The sequence below is a fragment of the Streptomyces sp. NPDC019224 genome (assembly GCF_040632605.1).
Classification (GTDB): Bacteria; Actinomycetota; Actinomycetes; order Streptomycetales; family Streptomycetaceae; genus Streptomyces.
Genome location: NZ_JBEYCF010000008.1, coordinates 66,903 through 85,065 on the forward strand (window position 1 = coordinate 66,903; position 18,163 = coordinate 85,065).

General features: G+C 71.5%; 17 protein-coding genes. 12 read left to right on the top strand and 5 right to left on the bottom strand.

Going from position 1 to position 18,163, the window contains the following annotated elements:
* Nucleotides 1–33: 33 nt before the first annotated feature.
* Complete coding sequence (locus ABZ564_RS07510; protein ID WP_360851038.1) at nucleotides 34–1,578, bottom strand: MFS transporter; 1,545 nt, start codon at nucleotides 1,576–1,578, stop codon at nucleotides 34–36.
* Between the two features lie 204 nt (nucleotides 1,579–1,782).
* Here ABZ564_RS07510 and ABZ564_RS07515 point away from each other — a divergent pair, with 204 nt between their 5' ends.
* The 3 genes from ABZ564_RS07515 (at nucleotide 1,783) to ABZ564_RS07525 (ending at nucleotide 3,737) form a co-directional block, all read left to right on the top strand.
* Entirely contained in the window at nucleotides 1,783–2,673 is an 891-nt protein-coding gene (locus ABZ564_RS07515) for an LLM class F420-dependent oxidoreductase (protein ID WP_360851042.1), read from the top strand.
* A gap of 92 nt (nucleotides 2,674–2,765) precedes the next feature.
* The gene (locus tag ABZ564_RS07520) at nucleotides 2,766–3,365 is read left to right on the top strand and encodes a helix-turn-helix domain-containing protein (protein WP_360851046.1); all 600 of its coding nucleotides are present in this window, start codon (nucleotides 2,766–2,768) and stop codon (nucleotides 3,363–3,365) included.
* A 3-nt stretch (nucleotides 3,366–3,368) separates the two neighbouring features.
* The gene (locus tag ABZ564_RS07525; RefSeq protein WP_360851049.1) at nucleotides 3,369–3,737 is read left to right on the top strand and encodes a DoxX family protein; all 369 of its coding nucleotides are present in this window, start codon (nucleotides 3,369–3,371) and stop codon (nucleotides 3,735–3,737) included.
* 49 nt (nucleotides 3,738–3,786) lie between these two features.
* Here ABZ564_RS07525 and argJ read toward each other — a convergent pair whose 3' ends face one another.
* The gene (gene argJ, locus ABZ564_RS07530; protein ID WP_360851053.1) at nucleotides 3,787–4,962 is read right to left on the bottom strand and encodes a bifunctional glutamate N-acetyltransferase/amino-acid acetyltransferase ArgJ; all 1,176 of its coding nucleotides are present in this window, start codon (nucleotides 4,960–4,962) and stop codon (nucleotides 3,787–3,789) included.
* A 143-nt stretch (nucleotides 4,963–5,105) separates the two neighbouring features.
* On the opposite strand from argJ, the gene ABZ564_RS07535 reads away from it, so the two are divergent.
* The 4 genes from ABZ564_RS07535 to ABZ564_RS07550 all read left to right on the top strand — a co-directional run bounded on the left by ABZ564_RS07535 (nucleotide 5,106) and on the right by ABZ564_RS07550 (nucleotide 10,035).
* The gene (locus ABZ564_RS07535) at nucleotides 5,106–5,480 is read left to right on the top strand and encodes a hypothetical protein (protein ID WP_360851056.1); all 375 of its coding nucleotides are present in this window, start codon (nucleotides 5,106–5,108) and stop codon (nucleotides 5,478–5,480) included.
* 91 nt (nucleotides 5,481–5,571) lie between these two features.
* Entirely contained in the window at nucleotides 5,572–6,354 is a 783-nt protein-coding gene (locus tag ABZ564_RS07540) for a maleylpyruvate isomerase family mycothiol-dependent enzyme (RefSeq protein ID WP_360851059.1), read from the top strand.
* 296 nt (nucleotides 6,355–6,650) lie between these two features.
* A complete protein-coding gene (locus ABZ564_RS07545) occupies nucleotides 6,651–8,441 on the top strand; it encodes a cellulase family glycosylhydrolase (RefSeq protein ID WP_360851062.1) in 1,791 nt (596 codons plus the stop codon).
* Nucleotides 8,442–8,751: 310 nt separating this feature from the next.
* Nucleotides 8,752–10,035 carry a phosphatase PAP2 family protein gene (locus ABZ564_RS07550; protein ID WP_360851305.1) on the top strand — a complete coding sequence of 428 codons (1,284 nt, stop codon included), beginning with the start codon at nucleotides 8,752–8,754 and terminating at the stop codon, nucleotides 10,033–10,035.
* A gap of 317 nt (nucleotides 10,036–10,352) precedes the next feature.
* Here the strand turns inward: ABZ564_RS07550 and ABZ564_RS07555 are convergent, their stop codons facing one another.
* Entirely contained in the window at nucleotides 10,353–10,784 is a 432-nt protein-coding gene (locus ABZ564_RS07555; RefSeq protein ID WP_360851066.1) for an SRPBCC family protein, read from the bottom strand.
* A gap of 50 nt (nucleotides 10,785–10,834) precedes the next feature.
* Entirely contained in the window at nucleotides 10,835–11,215 is a 381-nt protein-coding gene (locus ABZ564_RS07560) for a VOC family protein (RefSeq protein ID WP_360851070.1), read from the bottom strand.
* A gap of 206 nt (nucleotides 11,216–11,421) precedes the next feature.
* On the opposite strand from ABZ564_RS07560, the gene ABZ564_RS07565 reads away from it, so the two are divergent.
* The 4 genes from ABZ564_RS07565 (at nucleotide 11,422) to ABZ564_RS07580 (ending at nucleotide 16,255) form a co-directional block, all read left to right on the top strand.
* Nucleotides 11,422–13,146 (top strand): diacylglycerol kinase family protein, encoded by a 1,725-nt coding sequence (locus tag ABZ564_RS07565; protein WP_360851074.1) that lies wholly within the window; start codon nucleotides 11,422–11,424, stop codon nucleotides 13,144–13,146.
* On the top strand, nucleotides 13,146–14,099 hold the full coding sequence (locus ABZ564_RS07570) for a YihY/virulence factor BrkB family protein (RefSeq protein ID WP_360851077.1): 954 nt from the start codon (nucleotides 13,146–13,148) through the stop codon (nucleotides 14,097–14,099). Before ABZ564_RS07565 ends, ABZ564_RS07570 begins: the two co-directional genes overlap by 1 nt.
* Nucleotides 14,100–14,870, top strand: coding sequence for a phosphatase PAP2 family protein (locus ABZ564_RS07575; RefSeq protein WP_360851082.1), 771 nt, complete (start codon nucleotides 14,100–14,102; stop codon nucleotides 14,868–14,870).
* Nucleotides 14,871–15,361: 491 nt separating this feature from the next.
* Entirely contained in the window at nucleotides 15,362–16,255 is an 894-nt protein-coding gene (locus ABZ564_RS07580) for a GH25 family lysozyme (RefSeq protein ID WP_360851085.1), read from the top strand.
* A 222-nt stretch (nucleotides 16,256–16,477) separates the two neighbouring features.
* Here the strand turns inward: ABZ564_RS07580 and ABZ564_RS07585 are convergent, their stop codons facing one another.
* Entirely contained in the window at nucleotides 16,478–17,884 is a 1,407-nt protein-coding gene (locus ABZ564_RS07585; RefSeq protein ID WP_360851088.1) for a VWA domain-containing protein, read from the bottom strand.
* Here ABZ564_RS07585 and ABZ564_RS07590 point away from each other — a divergent pair.
* Nucleotides 17,883–18,137 carry a hypothetical protein gene (locus tag ABZ564_RS07590; protein ID WP_360851092.1) on the top strand — a complete coding sequence of 85 codons (255 nt, stop codon included), beginning with the start codon at nucleotides 17,883–17,885 and terminating at the stop codon, nucleotides 18,135–18,137. The genes ABZ564_RS07585 and ABZ564_RS07590 overlap by 2 nt on opposite strands.
* The last annotated feature ends 26 nt before the right edge of the window (nucleotides 18,138–18,163 follow it).

Below are 18,163 nucleotides of genomic sequence, written 5' to 3' on the forward strand. Positions count from 1 at the left end.
CCGGGTCCGGCCTGAGGGGTGCGTCCGGGCGCGCTACGTGGTCTGGGACAGGGGCTTGGCGATGTCCTCCAGGGAGCGCTGCTCCGCGTCGACCGCGAGGAAGGCCGCGACGAGACCCGCCGCGCACATCAGGGCCGCGCCGATGGAGAAGGCGAGGGCGGTGTCGCCCGGAACGCCCGACTCGGTGAGGTCGGCGAAGATCAGGGGGCCGCTGATCCCGCCGGCCGCGGTACCGATCGCGTAGAAGAAGGCGATGGCCATGGCCCTGGTCTCCATGGGGAACACCTCGGAGACCGTGAGATACGCGCTGCTCGCGCCGGCCGAGGCGAAGAACAGCACCACGCACCAGCAGGCGGTGAGCGTGTTGGCGGTCAGCGAGCCCCGGTCGAAGAGCCAGGCCGTGATGAACAGCAGGATGCCCGGCAGGATGTAGGTGGCGGCGATCATGATGCGCCGCCCGATCGTGTCGAAGAGCTTGCCGAGCACGAGCGGCCCGACGAAGTTGCCCGCCGCGATCACGGCGAAGTAGTAGCCGGTGTGGCCGCTGTCCACGTCGTAGAACGTCGTCAGGATCGCGCCGAAACCGAAGGTGATCGCGTTGTAGAGGAACGCCTGCCCGATGAAGAGGGAGAGGCCGAGCACCGCGCGCTTGGGATAGCTGCGGAAGACGGTCCTGGCGATGAGCCCGAAGCCGATGCTCTTGCGCTCGTGGATCGTGATCTCTCCGGCCGGGGGCGGCAGCTTCTCGTGCTTCTCCTCCTCGATCTCCCGCTCGACGGCCCCGACCAGCTCGTCGGCCTGCTCACCGTGCCCGTGGATGAACTGCCAGCGCGGGCTCTCCGGCACGTTCCGGCGTACGAGCAGGATCACGAGACCCAGGACGACGCCGAGGGCGAAGGTGAGCCGCCAGCCGAGGTCCTTGGGGAAGTAGTCCGTGTTCAGCATGACGATCGACAGCAGCGCACCGCCGACCGCGCCCAACCAGTAACTGCCGTTGATGATGAGGTCGACCCGGCCCCGGTACTTCGACGGGATCAGTTCGTCGATGGCCGAGTTGATCGCCGCGTACTCGCCGCCGATGCCGAAGCCGGTGAGGAAACGGAAGAGGAAGAACCACCAGGCGCTGAACGACAGTCCGGTCATGGCGGTCGCCGCGAGGTAGACCGCGAGCGTCACCATGAAGAGCTTCTTGCGGCCGTAGCGGTCGGTGAGCCAGCCGAAGAACAGTGCCCCCGCACAGGCCCCCGCCACATAGAGAGCGGCGGCGACTCCGGTGACCTGGGAGGACGTGATGTCGAGGCCGGAACCGTCCTCCGAGAGACGGCTCGCGATGTTGCCGACCGTCGTCACTTCGAGGCCGTCGAGGATCCACACCGTGCCGAGGCCGATGACGATCATCCAGTGCCAGCGCGACCACGGCAGCCGGTCCAGCCTGGCCGGGACGGCCGTGGTGACGGTGCCGATCCCGGAGTCGCCGGGAGCCGCCGCCTCGTCGCGCGGATCGCGCTCCCGGCCGCCTCTCCCCCGTGGGCGTTGTTCCCTGTCTTCGTGTCCCTCCGATGCGGCGGGGGTCGTCACGGCAGCTACCTCCTCGTCCGGGCGGGTGCGTCCCGCGAAGCGCAGAGCATCCAATATCCGCCAGTTGCCCCGGGGCCGCCGCCGCACACGCGGCGACTCCGCCACACGGGTTGCGCGCACGGTCCGGGGCCGGCGTCTCGGTGCGGACCGACCCGTTCGCAGCAGCGCCGGGAATAGCGGAAGCCGGGCGCTGTTGTCCCCGACATGACTTCTGAGACACGTGAGACGTTCGGCCGGATCGGCATCTGGAGCGGCGCGCTGCACCAGTCGCGGGTGGACGACGACGGGAGGAAGGAGATCGCGGACGCGGTCGCGGAGATCGAGGCGCTGGGCTACGGGACGCTGTGGCTCGGCGGCAGCCCCTCGCCCGAGGACGCCGCCGCCATCGTCGACGCCACCCGGACCGTCACCGTCGCCACCGGCATCCTGAGCATCTGGAACCACACCGCCGAGGAGGTGGCCGCCCGCGTCGCCGCGATCGACGCGAGCGCGCGGGGACGCTTCGTCCTCGGCCTGGGCGTCAGCCACGACGCGCTGGTACCCCAGTACGCGAAGCCGTACAGCGCGATGGTGGGCTACCTCGATGCCCTGGACGCCGCCGACCCGGCCGTGGGCCCCCGGCACCGGGTGCTGGCGGCGCTCGGCCCGAAGATGCTGAAGCTGGCGTCGGACCGGGCGCTGGGCGCACACCCCTACCTCGTCACCGCCGCGCACACGGCGGAGGCACGCGAAGCTCTCGGATCCGACGCGCTGCTCGCGCCCGAACTGTCCGTCGTGCTCGACACCGACCTCGACCGGGCGCGCGACACGGCGCGCGCGATGCTGGCGATGTACCTCCAACTGCCCAACTACACCGGCAATCTGCTGCGCCTCGGGTTCACCGAGAGCGACTTCGACGGCGGGGGCAGCACACGCCTCCTGGACGCCCTCTTCGCGTTGGGCGACGCCGAGCGGGTGAAGGCGCGGACGCGCGAGTACATCGAGGCGGGCGCGGACCACGTGGCACTCCAGGTGGTCACGGCGGGCCAGGGCAGGACGGGGCTCCCGCTGGCCGAGTACCGCGAGCTCGCCGACGCCTTCGGCGACGAGCTGTAGACGACGGGCCCCGCTCCATGCCCGCAAGCCCGGTCCGCGACTGCGCGGGCCGGGCTCTTGTACGGGCGCGCGCACGCCCGTACCTTATGAACATGTTCGGTGAACATGTTCAGTCAACGCGTGCGGCGCAGAAGCGACGGACCGCCACCCGCATCGTGGAGGCCGCGGCCCGGCTCTTCGCGGAGCGGGGCTTCCAGAGCACGACGGTGCGTCAGATCGCGGCGGAGGCCGGTGTTTCGGTGGGCGCGGTCATGGCGGTCGGGGACAAGGAGTCACTGCTGAGCCTGGTGTACGACCGGGCCATCGCCGACCGGATCCCCGCCCCGCCCGCTCCGGCGGAGGCGGCGCCCGCGCCGCCCGCCGTCGCGTACCTGGCGCATTACTTCGACCCGTTCCTGGCCCTGTTCGCCGAGAACGAGGACCTCGCCCGCGCGTACTTCCGGACGCTGGCGAGGGGCAGGCCGGAGAACGCCGCCCTGGGCGCGCTCCGCGCCCTCTCCGAGGACAACCTCACGGCCGCGATGGTGAACGCCGGCATGCCCGAGGCGCGGGCCCGGCTCGGGGCGCAGGTGATGTTCGCCGGCTACCTGGGGGAACTGATGCTGCTCGCCGCCGGATCGACCGACCACCGGCAGACGGCGGCGCGGATCAGGACCATCGCCGCCTTCGTCACCGCGCAGGAAGGGAACTGACCCATGTCGCTCTCCGAACTCCCCTCCCCCGTATGGCCGGTGGTGGTCCTGCTCGTCATCCAGGCCGGTGACGCGGCGATGATGCTGCGCCCGCCGGGGTTCATCGTCGACTGCCTCGAGGGCGTCCGGCTGCCGCGCGAGTGGTGGTGGGTGCTGACCACCGCCAAGGCCGCCTCGGTCGTCGGCCTCGTCGTCGGCTTCCGGGTGCCCGGTGTCGCCATGACGACGACCGCGGCGATCGTGGTCTACTTCCTCGCGGCCGCCGTCGCGCACATCCGCGCGCGGGCGCTGAACACCACGTTCTGGGTCAACTGTCTCGGCATGCTCGCGGTCTCGCTCGCGGTGCTGGTGGGGTGCTTCGTACGGGTGTAGCGCGGCCCGTCGCCGCGGCGCGCGATGCCCCGCGACGACGGGCCGGCGGTCAGGTCGTGTAGTCGGCGTTGACGCGGATGTATCCGGCGGACAAGTCGCAGCCGTACACGGTCGCTTCGGCGTCGCCGAGACCGAGCGTGATCGCGATGTCCACCTCGTCCCGGCCCATCAGATCCACGAGTCTGCCCAGGGTGTCCGCCTCGGGCTCCTCCGGATACACCTCGATGTCACCGAACTCGACGGTGACGGCGTCCGGGACGATATCGGTGTCATCGGTGTTCTTGCCGATGGCCATGAGGACCCGCCCCCAGTTGGGGTCCGCGCCGTGGACGGCGGTCTTGACCAGCGGCGAGTTCACCACGCTCTTGGCGACGCGCTTGGCCTGCGCGTGGTCGCGGGCGCCGCCCACGGTGACGCGCAGAAGCCTGGTGGCCCCTTCGCCGTCGCTCGCCAGCTGCAGGGTGAGATCCAGGCACAGGTCCGCGAGCGCCTCGGCGAACAGCACCGGATCGACCGCTCCGGCCGCCCCGTTGGCGATGACGGCCACGGTGTCGGAGGTCGAGGTGTCGGTGTCGACGCTCAGACAGTTGAACGTACGGTCCACCGCCCCGCGCAGCGCGGTGTCCAGGTCGGCCGGGGAGAGCTCGGCGTCGGTGACCACATAGGCCAGCATGGTGGCCATGTCGGGCTCCAGCATGCCGACCCCCTTGGCGACGCCCACGAGGCGGGCCGGCCCGACGGTCCGGGCGGCGGTCTTCGGGCGGGTGTCGGTGGTCATCATCGCGCGGGCCACGTCCTGGGGCCCGGCCGTGAACGCCGCGATGCCACGCTCGGCGGTCCTGTCGAAGTGCGGGAGGATGGTGGTCATCGGCAGGGGCCTGCCGATGACCCCCGTGGAGCCGATGAGCACCTCACCTTCGGGGACGCCGAGAATCCCGGCGACCCGGCGGACGACCTCGGCAGCGTTCTCCTCACCCCGGCGCCCGGTGGCGACATTGGCGTTCTGCGCCAGGGTGGTCACGGCGCGCAGGCGCTGCCCTGCGGCGTGCCTGCGACTGAGCACCACGGCCGGCCCGGCGAAGAGGCTCCGGGTGAAGACGGCAGCGCTGACCGCCGGCCGGTCCGAGGCGACGATCGAGATGTCGTCGCCGTGTTCACGCAGCCCGCCGTGGCCGGTGTACGCGAGGAAACCGGTGGGCCAGGGCAGAGCGTCGTCCGCTCGCATCGATGCATTTTTATTCGACATTCCACATATCCTTGCACCGTCAAGCCGGAACGTCCACCCCCTCCCCGACTCGCCGGCAACCCACATCACCCCCTTCGGGTCTCCCTCTGCGGACAGGTCAACACGCCGAAGAAAGAAGCATCATGGGCATCGGAAGAACCGCGAAGCGCGTCGGGGAGCACCTTCGGGAGCAGACCGTGGAGGCCGTCGGCGAGCTGGCACTCACCGCGCTCGCCTGCATACTGCTCGGCGCCCTGATATGGGCGGCGCACCTCAGCTGGTCAGCCAGCCCCCGCCTGACCGTGGCGGGCAGCGTTCTCGCGGGCCTCGCCTTCATCCACGGCGCGTGGACCATGCTCCGCGCACCTTCACAGCACCCCCGGCGACGAGGCGTCGCCGCCACCACGACCGCCCTCCTCGCGCTGGGCGCCGGGACGAGCCTCTTCCTCGCGTTCTACGCGACAGGCTGCGACTGCCAGGGCGTGCATTCGGCCGTGCCCAAGCAGCAGCTCCGGTAAGGCCCTTGATCTGGATCATTGCGCCGCGAAGGCGGAGACCGGCCCGCGAAAATCGTTGTGACGTCGCCGCGCACAGTGATAGGAAACCCGGGTGACCAAGACCTTGGACTTCCCTGAACTGCTGCGCTTGATCGACGAGCGGTCGGCCGCCTTCCGGGCCGCGATCGCCTCCGCGCCCAGCCTCGACGTGCAGGTGCCGACCTGCCCCGAGTGGACGCTGCTCGACCTGGTGCACCACCTGGGCGGGGGGCGTCGCGCCTGGGCCGCTACGGTCGCGGCTGGGCCGAACGCCTCGGGCAAGTCGGCGGGAGAGGGCCTGGCCGCACCGCAGGAGCGCGAGGCCCTGCTCGCCTGGCTGGCCGAGTCGACGCAGCAGATGCTGGACGCGTTGCGGGAGGCCGGCCCGGAGCGCGGTTGCTGGACATGGTGGAGCTCGTCGCAGTCGCCGCGGACCTGCGGCGCCGTCGCCCGGCACCAGCTCCAGGAGATCGCGATGCACACCTATGACGCCCAGCTCACCGTGGGCGCCCCGGAGTCGCTACCGGAGGAGGTGGCGCTTGATGGCGTCGAGGACTTCCTGTTCACCTGCTGCACCACGACGGTCGCTTGGCCGCACAAGCCCGCCGTCGTCGACTATCAGGTCACCGAGGGCGACTCCTGGCGCCAATCGCTCTCCGCCAATGGTTCGCGAGCCTTCCGTCTGCCCGAATCCGGCCCCGCAGCCGGCGAGGAGTCGGAGTCGGCCGACGCCTCCGTCAAGGGTACGGCGAGCGACCTGGTCCTGGCCTTCTACGGCCGCGTTCCACTGGACTCCCTGAAGCTCGAAGGCGACCGGCACCTCTTCGGCCTGCTGGAAGAGTGGGACATGGAGTAGGACCGCCTGGAGTAAGACCGCGCACCTAGGGCCGCGGCGGGCCGCACCGCCTTCAACACATGAACACGGCACACCCCATTGACATGCCCATGGCTCTATCGCTTTTATGGCGCCGGGCCGCGACCATCCGCCTCGCCCGCCGGGCAACGGGACTTCATCCCGGCATCGAGGGGGTGACCGCCGGCCCCGCACCCCCGTCCCCCTGCCCCGGGCGGCGCGGCGCACGGCGCGTAATGGGAGCGCTCCCATCCCTTTGCGGGCCGTGACTCCGCGTCGCCGAGAGAGGAACCAGCACCGTGCTCCACCCTCTCCGCACTCTCCGAAGAGCCGCCAGGATCGCCGCCTTCAGCGCGGCGGCCCTGCTTCTGCCCCTCGCCGGTACGGTCACGGCACAGGCTGCCGAGCCCGCTGCCGGGTCCGGCTACTGGCACACCAGCGGGCGGCAGATCCTGGACGCCGACAACCAGCCGGTCCGCATCGCCGGAATCAACTGGTTCGGCTTCGAGACCGCCAACTACGTGCCTCACGGCCTGTGGTCCCGCGACTACAAGAGCATGATCGACCAGATGCGGTCGCTGGGTTACAACACCATCAGACTGCCGTACAGCGACGACATCTTCGCCGGGACCGAGCCCGCGAGCATCAACTATTCCGGCGGGATGAACACCGATCTGGAGGGGCTCGACTCGCTCCAGGTGATGGACCGCATCGTGGATCACGCGGGCAGTGTCGGCATGAAGGTCATCCTGGACCGGCACCGGCCCGACTCGGCCGGCCAGTCGGCACTCTGGTACACCTCGGCCGTCCCCGAGTCCACCTGGCTGGCCCACCTCAGGACACTGGCCGCCCGGTACGCGGGCAACGACGCGGTAGTCGGCATCGACCTGCACAACGAGCCCCACGACCCCGCCTGCTGGGGCTGCGGCGACACCGCGAAGGACTGGCGGCTGGCGGCGGAGCGCGGTGGCGACGCCGTCCTGTCGGCCAACCCGGACCTGCTGATCTTCGTGGAGGGCGTGCAGACCTTCGCCGGGGTGTCCGGCTGGTGGGGCGGCAACCTCATGGGCGTCGGGCAGTACCCGGTGGAGCTGAGCGTGCCGCACCGGGTGGTGTACTCGGCACACGACTACGCCACCAGCGTCGCCCAGCAGCCGTGGTTCGCCGACGCCTCGTTCCCCGACAACATGCCCGGCGTCTGGGACAAGTACTGGGGCTACATCTTCAAGCAGAACATCGCTCCGGTGTGGGTGGGCGAGTTCGGCACCACACTCCAGTCCACCACCGACCAGAAGTGGCTGAAGGCCCTGGCCGACTACCTGCGGCCGACCAGCCGATACGGGGCCGACAGCTTCTCGTGGACCTTCTGGTCCTGGAACCCGAATTCCGGTGACACCGGCGGCATCCTGAAGGACGACTGGACCTCGGTCGACACCGTGAAGGACGGTTACCTGGCGAGCATCAAGGCGCCCGGTTTCGGCAACGGCGGCGGCTCCGGCGGCGACGACACCCGGGCCCCGACGGCCCCGACGGGCCTCACCGTCACCGGGACCACCGCGGGCTCCGTTTCCCTGTCCTGGCAGGCCACCTCCGATGACACCGGAGTCACCGGCTACGACGTCTACCGCGGCTCCACCAAGGCCGGCACCGCCACCGGCACCACGTACACGGACACCGGTGTGACGGCCGGCACCTCGTACACGTACACCGTCCGCGCCCGCGACGCCGCGGGCAACACCTCCGCTCCCTCCGCGTCCGTCACCGCCACCACCACCGGCTCCGGCGGGAACACCGGCTGCAAGGCGGTGTACACGGTGAACGGGGACTGGGGCAGCGGGTTCGGGGTGGACGTCACCGTGACCAACACGGGTACGGCACCGGCCACCGCGTGGAAGCTGACCTGGACCTACGGCAGCGGGCAGAAGATCACGAACATGTGGAACGCCGCATACACCCAGACCGGCGCCGCCGTCACCGTCACCAACACCGACCACAACGGCAGCCTCGCGGCCGGCGCGCACACCGGCTTCGGCTTCCAGGGCACACCGGCCGCCGGCGCCGTACCGACCGTGAGCTGCACGCTCTCCTGACCGCCTCGTCCGCACGATCCGCTCCGGAAAGGGAGCACCGTAGCCCGCCCCCGTGGCGGGCTACCTCTCATTCAGGACAGTTCTTCCGCCTCTTCCACGACCAGCGAATACCCGTCGAAACCCCTCGGCTAGCATGATCCCGCCCCGGCGACCACCCTCATCGCCCGCACACCATGCCATACGGCATGAAAAGCGACCTATTTGACCAAAACCCAGGACATCGGCCAGAGAATTGATACCTATAGCATCGCGGGCGTTTTCGCGAATAAACCGCCGAATACCCTTCGCCGCGTGGCGCCGGCCGCGAGCGATCCTGTGGACGGTGGCGGCGGTGGTGACACTCGCGTTCCTCGTCGCGCTGGAGATCGCCGCACGCCATTACGGCCTGCCGGGGCCGGTCACCACTCAGGCCCAAGAAGTGGTGATCGCCCCCAAATCAGGCTTCTTGCTGTACGCCAGCATGGGTCTGATGATGATCGTCCTCACCTGGCGGCAGCGTTTCATCGCGGTCGGTGTCGCGGCCGGCATCGACATCGTCATCGCCCTGATCCGATGGGTGGCCGACGCTCCGGTCACCGAGGGCCACCCCTTCGGCAACGGTGCGCTGTGGGTGATGGTGGGCGTCACGGTCATCGCTCTCACCCGCCGCACGGGTCAGGAACGCATGCTGCTCCTGAAGGGCGTCGGTCTGGGGCTGCTCCTGGTGGCGGGGCGGAAGACCGGTGACACCTGGCTGGTCATCACATCGAAGACCCGCCCCGAGGTGCTCGACCAGTACATGGCCAACGCCGACCACGCGCTCGGCAACCCGTCCTGGGTGGTGGGGCGGCTCATCGAGGCGACCGGCCCTGCCGGCGCCCATTTCCTCGACGCCGTCTATACGCAGCTGGCGGTCGCCGCGGTCTGCGTCGCGCTGTACCAGCTGCGTAACGTGGCGACGGACCGCCGCTTCCCCGGCCACCACCTGGTGCGCACCTTCCTGGTGATCGGCCTCCTCGGCCCGGCCATCTACATGATCTTCCCGGTGGTCGGCCCGATCTTCGCGTTCGGCTCCGACGGCGGGCACTGGGCGGTGGGCGACATGTGGCCCGACACCCCCGTGCCCATCGGCACCCCGCACCACATGCCGTTCGACGAGATCACCCCGCGCAACTGCATGCCCAGCCTCCACACCGCGTGGGCCACCGCGATCTTCATCCACTCCCGCAAGGGCCCGAAGTTCCTCCAGTACGCCGGCGCCTTCTGGCTGGTCGCCACGCTCGCCGCGACGCTGGGCTTCGGCTACCACTACGGCGCGGACCTCGTCGCCGGTGTGGTGTTCACGCTGACGATCGAGACGGGCATGCGCGCGCTCGAACGCGGCTGGGACCGGCCTGCCGTCGGTCTGGTCGCCTACGGCACCGCCGTCTTCGCCGCGCTTCTGGTGTCGTACCGCTATCTGTCGCTGGAGATGGCCCACTATCCGTGGCTGTTCGGACCGCTTCTCATCGCGGCCATGGGATCGGTGATCTACGGCTACGCACGGATCATCCGGCGGTGGGAGCCGAAGACGGCGCCCGCGCCGACGCTGGAGCCACAGCCCGAGATGGCCTGAGCCGCCCTCACGTGGCGAGGTGACGTCGGCCCGCGCCACCTCGCCGGTCAGTCCCTCGGCATGGGCGGCACCCCGCCAGACCCTGCGAGAGAGCCCGACAGAGAGCCACCCCCCCCGTGATCGCCTTCGCCCGGTTCACCGACGCGCTCGGCTGTCCGATGTACGTCGCGACCGCCGAGAAGCCCGGCGAGACCGGCCCGGTTCAGCGCCTCGCACCGCCGCGCCCCGGTGACGCGCCGCCCGCCCGGGCCGGACTTCCCGGGTGTCCTGGGCGGCTCGTCGCCGGAGCAGGGGCGGGCGCCGGTCAGGAGGTGCGGTCAGAAGTCACCGCGTGCGGTCCGTTCGGCCAGCTTCTGGAACTCGCCGAGGTCGTAGTTGGCCAGGACCGAGTCCAGGTTGGTGAGGGCACCGAAGTACTCCACGAAGCCCTGGGGGTCGTACTCGATCTGCAGGGCCACCCGGCTCGACTCGTCGTCCAGCCGGTGGAAGGTGACGACCCCGGCGTGGTGGACACCTTCCGTGGTCCTCCACGCGATCCGGTTCTCCGGAATGACCTCGGTGAGTTCGGCGACGAAGCTCTTGTCGGTGCCGGGGAGGGAGAGCTGCCAGGCGAACCGGCGCGCGTCCAGGGGATCGACGCGCCGGACGTGGCTCAGGAAGGCGGGCCAGCGCGCGACGTCGCTCCACAGCGCCCAGCTGACGGCGACGGGGGCCTTGATATCGACGGTCTCGACGAGAGAGGAGGACATGAGAGCTCCTGGGGTGGGTGGGAATGAGTGGTTGCCGGACCCGCCAGGCCCTAGGCGCGGGTGGCCAGGGTGAAGGGGTGTCCGGCGGGGTCGGAGTAGAGGCGGGCGTCTCGTGCGCCGCCGTTGTTCTTCGTGTCCAGGGGGCGCGCGCCGAGACCGACCGCCTCCCGTTCCGCCTCGTCGATGTCCTCGCGGGCGACCAGGATCCGCAGATGGGCCTGCTGCGAGTCGTCGGGCCTCGGCCAGCTCGGCGGCGCGTACCCGTGGTCCCTGCGGATGGCGAGGTGGATGCCGGCCGCGCCCACGACCTCGACGAGATCGGGCTCGTGCCCGGGGCGGACCTCGGCGCCGAGCAACGCGGCGTAGAAGTCGGCCAGTTCCTCCGCTTCGGCGCAGTCCAGCACCAGCAGACCCGTTTTCGGAACCGCCATGACCGTCCTCCTGTTCGCGGCTGCTCGTTCCTCCGGACGCCGTTCCGCGTACCCACGCCGCCGCCGGTCACACCCGGTCACCGGCGGGTCCGTGGCCGGCGCCGCCCGGCAGGACCGTTCGCAGCATGCCTGCGGGGCGGAATACGGGGCAGACGGCGGGTCACCGGACGAGCCGAAGCGTCCCGCCGCCGAAGAGGGGGAACCCCATGTCCGCCACCCAGCCGGAAAGACCCGTGCGACCGACAAACCCCCGTGCTCCCGCGGGGCCGGGCCGCTCCCCCGCCCTGACGACCGGTCTGCGCACGGCCGCGCTGCGCTTGAGTGCGCTGACCGTCGGGCAGGCGGCGCTGATGGTGGGTCTCGGGCTGCTGATCACGGGGCCCGGACAACGCGTCTGGCCCCTCAGCGCCGAGGACCGGGTCAACGAGGGGTTCGAGCACCTGCGGACGGGCCCCCTGACCGATGTGTCGTTCGCCGCGTCGGGGGCCGGCGACACCGTCACGATCATCGTGATCACCGTCCTGGTCTGCCTGGGCCTCGTCGCGATTCCCCGGCTGCCGAGGTGGCGGCAGGCCGTCTTCCTCGCCGTCGGTGTCTCGCTCCAGTCCCTGGTGTTCCTGGTGATCACCGTGTGCGTGGACCGCGACCGGCCCGAGGTGGACCGGCTCGACGCGTCGCCGCCGACGGCGAGTTACACCTCCGGGCACACCGGGGCCGCGACCGCGCTCTACGCGGGTCTCGCCGTGCTGGCGCTCCTTCCGGGCGGGCGCGGCCGACGCCACAAGGTGCTCGCCGCGCTGCTGCTGCTCATTGCGCTGCTCGTGGGTCTGGCCAGGCTCTACCGGGGGATGCACCACCCCACCGATGTCCTCGGCGGCATGCTGAACGGAGCACTGTCCCTGCTGGTGGCGGGCCGGACGCTGCTGGCCGAGGGCACGAGCCCGGCCCCGGCCCCCAAGAACGCCATGGCGATCGCGCAGGAGATGGCCGCCGAAGGGGCGCAGCGGGTCGCCGGCCGCACCGTCGTCGTGGTCAATCCGACGGTGACCGACGAGGAGCGGCGCGAGACGTTGCGGCTCGTCCTGGAGCAGTACGGGCATCATGCGGCGGAGTTCGTGCCCACGACCGTCGACGACCCGGGCGGCGGGCAGGCGGCGGCAGCGGTGCGCGACGGCGCCGCACTGGTCGTGGTGTGCGGGGGCGACGGAACGATACGGGCGGCGGCCGACCGGCTGGCCGGGACGGGGGTCCCGATGGCGCTGGTCCCCTGCGGCACGGGCAACCTGCTGGCCCGGAACCTGGGCCTGCCGGTCGCGCCGGCCGAGGCGCTGGCCGCCGCGCTGTCGGGCACCGAGCGCCGGATCGACCTCGGCCGGATCGAGGGCGACGGCCTGCCGGCCACCCACTTCACCGCGATGTCCGGGGCGGGCCTGGATGCCGCGATGCTGGAGAACACCGGCAGTGCGGCGAAGGCCGCGCTCGGCTGGCCCGCGTACGTGGTCGCCGGACTGAGCAGTCTGCGGGCGCCGCGCATGTCGGTGTCGGTCCGGCTGGACGGCGGGCCGGTGCTGCGTCGCACGGCGCGGATGGTGCTGCTCGCCAACATCGGGGCCGTGCAGGGCGGGGCGACCCTCGTCCCGTCCGCCCGGCCCGACGACGGGCTGCTCGACCTGGCCGTGTTCGACCCGCACGGCCCGGGCGGCTGGCTGCGTGCCGTGGGCGCGGTGCTGCGTGGCCCCCGGCGGTCCGGCTCCGGTCCGGGAGGCGTCGGCGCGCCCGTGGAGTACTTCACCTTCCGCCGCGCCGAACTCCGCTTCGCCACAGGACAGTCGCGGGAGCTCGACGGCGACCCGGTGGGAACGGGCCGCCGGCTCGTGGCCGAGGTGCGTCCGGGGGCCCTCACCGTACTCCTGCCGTCGGGGGGTGAGTGATGGGCACCGCGACCCGGGTCCCGCAGACCCGCGACATGTCGGGTGACGAGCTGAGTGCGGACGAGGCACTGGAATCGCTCCGCCGCTACGGGCGCTGGCCGCTGGTGCGTGACTCGTTCGTACGCTTCCGTTACGCCGACGGCTTCAGCCACTCGCGGGCGCTGGCCCTGCAGACGGTCCTCGCGGTGATCCCGCTGGTGATCGCCTTCGTCGGTCTCTCGGCCTCGCTGCACACCGAGAACGTGGGCCGGCTCGCGGAACTGACGATCCATCGCATCGCGGCCGGGCCGAGCGCCGACGTGGTGGACGACGCGCTCGACCGCAGCCGGCGGCACGCCGGTGAGGGCTCCCAGCTCACGCTCTGGTTCGGGCTGCTCTTCTCGCTGGTCAACGTGACGACGGCGATGTGCCAGATAGAGCGCGGGGCCAACCGGATCTACGGGGTCGAGCGCGACCGCCCCTTCCACCAGAAGTACTTCCGGGGTCTGGTGATGTCGCTGACGGCCGGCATTCCGCTGGGGCTCGGGTTCATCCTGATGGTCGTCGGCGGCGACCTCGTCACGGCCGCCGCGACCGTCTACCACCTCGGCGGCACCGCGCGGACCACCTGGGACCTGCTGCGCTGGCCGTGCGGGCTGCTGCTGGCGCTGCTGTCGGCGAGCGCGATCTTCCGTCGCTCCCCGCGCCGCAATCAGCCCGGCTACACCTGGCTGGCGTTCGGCGCGGCCCTCTACCTGGTGCTGTGGACGGCGCTGACCTATCTGCTGAGCCAGTACCTCTCCCTCAGCGGCTCCTTCGACACGGTCTACGGGCCCCTGAGCGCCTTCATGTCGCTCCTGCTGTGGGCCTACCTGACCTCCATAGCCCTGTTCCTCGGGTTGTCCTTCGCGGCGCAGCTGGAGGCTGCCCGCGCCCGCCGGCCCGGTCCGATACAAGCCGATCCGGGAGCATGAATGGTTGCACGAGCCACCACACGGCTGCTGCGGGAGCGGCGGCGCCGGGCGGCGGACCGCGCGTTCGGCGTGCGTCTGCTCGGCGCCGCGGCCGTCACGGCGCTGTCCGCGGTGCCGTTCGCGCTGGTGCTGGTTCTCGTCGAGGGGCGCTGGCGGCCGCTGCGCGCGGTGGACTCGGGGGCGGCCGGGCGTCTGCACCGCACCGCGCTGGACCATCCGGCCTGGACGAGTGCGCTGCGCTTCCTGTCCGACTGGGTCTGGGACCCGTTGACGCTGCGCTGTGCCGTCGCGCTGCTGACGGGCTGGCTGCTGTACCGGCGGGCGTGGCGGCTGGCGGCCTGGTGCGCCGTCACGGCGGTGGCCGGTGGCCTGACGGGCCTGCTGGTCAAGGTGGTCGTCGAGCGGGCCAGGCCGTCGCTCGCGGACCCGGTGGCGCGGGCGCCCGGTTTCTCGTTCCCGTCGGGACACGCGATGACCGCGACGACGTCGTTCGCGGTGCTGCTGCTGGTCCTGCTGCCGCTGGTGCCGCGGCGTGGCCGGGTGGTGTGCTGGGCGGTGGCGGTGCTCTCGGTACTCGGGGTGGGCTTCACCAGGGTCGCGCTGGGTGTGCACTGGTTCAGCGATGTGGTCGGCGGCTGGCTGCTCGGGCTGGCCGTGGTGGCGTCGACCGCCTGGGCGTTCGAGGCGTGGCGCGCCGACTCCGGGCGCGGGCGCAGCGAGATGACCGAGGGCCTGGAACCCGAACTGACGGCCACCGCCCCGGAACGCTGACGACGATCGGGGGCGTCGGACCCGGCTGCGGCGTCCAGCCGTCGGCGTACGGCGGGTGCCGGCCGGCCGGTCCGCCGGGCGAGGCCCGGACAGGTCGCGCGGCCGGCGCCGACTAGGGCGGGAAGCAGCCGCCGGCCGGGGCCTGCCGGGCCCACCGGCCGGGCGTCCTGGGTGCCCTCGCGGCCGGGAGACGTGGCGCCCGTCTCCCGGCGCGGCGGCGCGGCGGGGTTTCAGCGGGATGAAAGTTCTCACCCGGGTGACGGAGTCACCGCAGCTCGGCGGCCTCTTCACTGGACTGGACCACAGAGGCCGGCCCGAAACCCTTTACGCCACAGGGGTGTTCATGCGTCACTCGTGACGTGCACTCGTCAACGGAGTGGTTTCTCCGCACCCCGTGACAGGCCGTCCCCCGGACACACCACTATGCTCGGAACCGCTCCCCATGCTACGCGAGTAGACCCCGCTCGCGCCGCTCACCCCAGGAGGCTCCCGTGTTATCCATCCGCAGCCGCAGACCCGCACTCCGCAAGTTGGTGGCCCTCGGAACCGCCGGCCTCGGCATGGTGGTCATCCCCACCGTCTCGGCGACGCCGGCGTCGGCCTCGCCCGCGCCCACCGCTTCGTCGAGCTCCGCCATCCCCCTCGGCGACGGATACATGGGCGCCGGCTACCTCGCCGACGGCGCCAGGTTCGCCCCGGACACCCGGGAGGTCGACCTCACCCCGGAGAGCTCGTCCTCGATCCAGGCCACCCAGCTCCCCGGCATCGACGTCTCCCACTACCAGGGGTCGATCAACTGGTCCTCGGTGAAGGCAGCGGGCATCAGGTTCGCGTACATCAAGGCCACGGAGTCCACCACGTACAAGGACCCGAACTTCAACGCGAACTACCTCAACGCCTACAACGCGAAGGTGATCCGGGGCGCGTACCACTTCGCGCGTCCCAACGTGTCCAGCGGTGCGACCCAGGCCGCCTACTTCGCGAGCAACGGCGGCGCCTGGTCGCGGGACAACCTGACGCTTCCCGGGATGCTCGACCTGGAGGGCGGCTGCTACGGCAAGACGGCCGCGTCCATGCAGTCGTGGATTCTGGACTTCTACAACACGTACAAGGCCAGGACGGGCCGTGACGTCGTCATCTACACCAGCGCGAGCTGGTGGAACTCCTGCACGGGCGGCTGGAGCGGCATGTCCGCGCGCAGCCCGCTGTTCGCCGCGCACTGGACGACCGCGGCGAGCCCGACCATCCCGAAGGGCTTCCCGTACTGGACCTTCTGGCAGTACACCGACTCCGGTTCGGTGGGCGGCATTTCGGGAGCCGTGGACCGCGACCGGTTCAGCGGTGACGCCACCCGGCTGCTGGCCCTGGCCAACAACACCCCGTGACGGCCGGCTGAACCGCGTCCGGAAAAGAGGCGGCCGTCCGGTGAAGGCTCAGGCCTTCACCGGACGGCCGCCCTCCCGTCTCAGCGGCCGGCGGTGAGCCGTCCTTGTACGAGGTGGGGACGATGCGGGCGCGGGGTCCGCGATCGGGGCCCCGGTGGGCGGGGCGGCGGCGGGCCCCTTGCGCAGAAGCTCCTCCCGCGTGCGCGTGCCGTACCCGACGGCTCAGCGCAGGATGCCGGCCTGCCGGGCGGCCTGCAGCCAGGACGGGAACTCCGACAGGAGGCGGTCGTACAGCTCCTGGTCGGAGACCTTCTCGATGTCGTCGACGGCGAAGAAACCGACGTTGTCGACCCGGCGGCCGGGCATGGTGTCGAACCGCTCCAGCACGCCGTACTGCGACCGGCCGAGCCCGATGAACTGCCAGAAGACCGGCTCCTCCACCGCCGCGCACAACTCGCGCTCGATCTCGTCGTTGCGGTACACACCCCCGTCCGAGAAGAACAGTACGAGCGTGGGGTCGGGCGCCGGGTTCGCGCGGACGTGGTCCCGCACCTCGGCGATGACCTTCTGCTCCTCGTTCTGGATGCCGACCGCGCGCATGTCGACCTGGCCGGGGGCCAGTCCCTTCTGGGGCTTCTTGCGCCCGAAGAGGTTCACCTGGCCCACCCGCACATGCAGCCGCAGCCACTCGGGCAGTTCGCCGATGGCGAGGTCGGGCAGCCGAGCCGGGTTCGAGGCGAAGGTCCACGCCTGCATCTCGCCGTCGTCGTCGAGTTGCGCGGCGACGGCCGCCATCCGCTCGGTGACACCCGCCACGGTGCCGCGTGCGTAGAGGCCGCTCATCGACCCGGAGGCGTCCAGGACGAGGATCACCCGGGCGGTCAGCCGTGACAGGCCGTGCTTGCCGAGGCTGACGGCCACCTGCTGCTTGCGCAGGGACAGACGTTTGCGCATGTCGACCGGCAGCCGCTCCTCGCCCTTGGTGAGCCTCGGCGACGGCTCACCCCGGCCCGCGGCGGGCTGCGCGGCCGCCGGGCCCAGGGGCTGGTGCGACGGAGGCGGCGGCGCCGCGGGGGCGGGGGCCGGGGGCCGGGCCTGGGCGGGGGTCGTACGGGGCTCGTCGACGCTGATCCCGAAGTCCGTCGCCAGACCGGCGAGCCCGCTCGCGTACCCCTGGCCCACGGCCCGGAACTTCCAGCCGCCCGCCCGCCGGTAGAGTTCGCCGCACACATAGGCCGTTTCCGGGCCCGCCGCCATGTCGAACCGGGCCAGCTCCGCGCCGGACCCGGCGTCGAGCAGGCGCAGATGGAGCCCCGGTACCTGCCCGAACGTGCCCCCGTCCGCCGAAGCGCACAGCGCGACCCGTTCCACGCCCGGTCCCAACGTCGCGAGATCGGCCTCCAGCGCGTCGGAGCCCGGCTGTTTGCCGAGGTGGCGTACGGCCCCGGAGGCGTGCCGGGGCTGGTTGTAGAAGACGAGGTCGCCGTCCGAGCGGACCCGCCCGTCGGCGGCCAGCACGAGCGCCGACGCGTCCACGTCGGGCACACCCGGTCCGGCCGACCAGCCCAGTACGGCTCTGACGGCGGATGCCGCCACCGGCATGTTGGCGCCCTTGCTCAGTGTCGTCATGGGAACAGTCTGCCTGCCGGCGTTCCGCGAGGCCGCCCGGATCCACGACCTCCCCGGCACGAACGCGCCCGGTCGTTCGGCCGGCGAGGGGCGCGCCGGCCTGACGGGCCGTCTGCGCGGCGATGCGCGGGGCGACGGCCGGGTACGCGGTGAGGGTCTTCAGGCCGGTGACCAGAGCCCAGCCGCGTCCCCGGGGCCAGGTGGCGTCGTCCGGGCCGAGCACGACGCGGAGGCGGCCCGGCCGACGCGGTGAACGCCGCACACGGCGGGCGCCGGCCG